Origin of the sequence: Pseudomonas amygdali (assembly GCF_002699855.1) — a bacterium.
Taxonomy (GTDB): domain Bacteria; phylum Pseudomonadota; class Gammaproteobacteria; order Pseudomonadales; family Pseudomonadaceae; genus Aquipseudomonas; species Aquipseudomonas amygdali.
In genome coordinates this window covers 1-754 of record NZ_LKBW01000210.1, presented here as the reverse complement: position 1 = coordinate 754, position 754 = coordinate 1, and the positions used below count along the sequence as shown (strand labels likewise).

Here is a 754-nt window from a genome sequence, read left to right as displayed (position 1 = left end):
CTCGCTACGACAAGCTGGCCAAGAGCTACGCAGCCATGGTCACGCTGGCTTGTAGCCTACGTTGTATGCGGCAATACTTTTCGTACAAAACCTAGAACAGGAGGCACGTACTCTCCGAGCCCTTGATAGCTCCAAGGATGCAGTAGCAGCGATGAAGCAAGTCAAGCAAGCTACTCTTGAGCGTCTCTATAAGACTGATCCGCTGATTCGAGAGAGTCTGGATATGCAGGTGGCAGTGCAGCAAGCACGCCTTGATCGAACCACCAATAAGCCTAGTAATAACCAATATGACAGCGAAGGGAACTTCACTGGCGTAACGAGAAGCATCATTAGCGGGCCAGCAGCAACTGGCAAGAACCAAACTGATGCTATGAAAGCAATTAAGGCAAGTGTTTATAAGCGACTAGGGGTCCAAGAATGAACTACTATCTATCAGAAGGTGAGCGTCAGTATCAGGAACATCGTAAGGCCCAGCTCAAGGCCATGATTGAACAGGCAGAGGTAAGTAATAATAGCCTTGTAGGTGATGTGAAGACTTACAAGGGCGTAAGCTATCAGATGCATCAGCGTGGAAGCTATGTCTGTGTAGGCCTTCCTAAGAATTCACCATTGGAAGGTACATTCACATCAGCCTTTGCTTTGCATAAGATCATTGATGACATGGAAGCACGCAAGTCAAGCGGGAGTATCAGTTTTTTTGTGTTCGGGCTGGTTAGGGCCTGCCGTCAGGCAGGCCCTTGTTTTACCAGCTCGG

Annotated in this window: 2 protein-coding genes and 1 pseudogene; all 3 read left to right on the top strand. The window is 48.7% G+C overall.

What is annotated here, in order from left to right; all coding sequences use genetic code 11:
- A pseudogene (locus AO277_RS14210) lies at positions 1–95 on the top strand (IS5/IS1182 family transposase); the annotation flags it as partial.
- 56 nt (positions 96–151) lie between these two features.
- A complete protein-coding gene (locus AO277_RS14205) occupies positions 152–421 on the top strand; it encodes a hypothetical protein (RefSeq protein WP_236691330.1) in 270 nt (89 codons plus the stop codon).
- Positions 418–754, top strand: a 337-nt coding sequence (locus AO277_RS14200) for a hypothetical protein (protein ID WP_257214229.1), incomplete at its 3' end; no start/stop codon positions are given. The genes AO277_RS14205 and AO277_RS14200, both read left to right, overlap by 4 nt.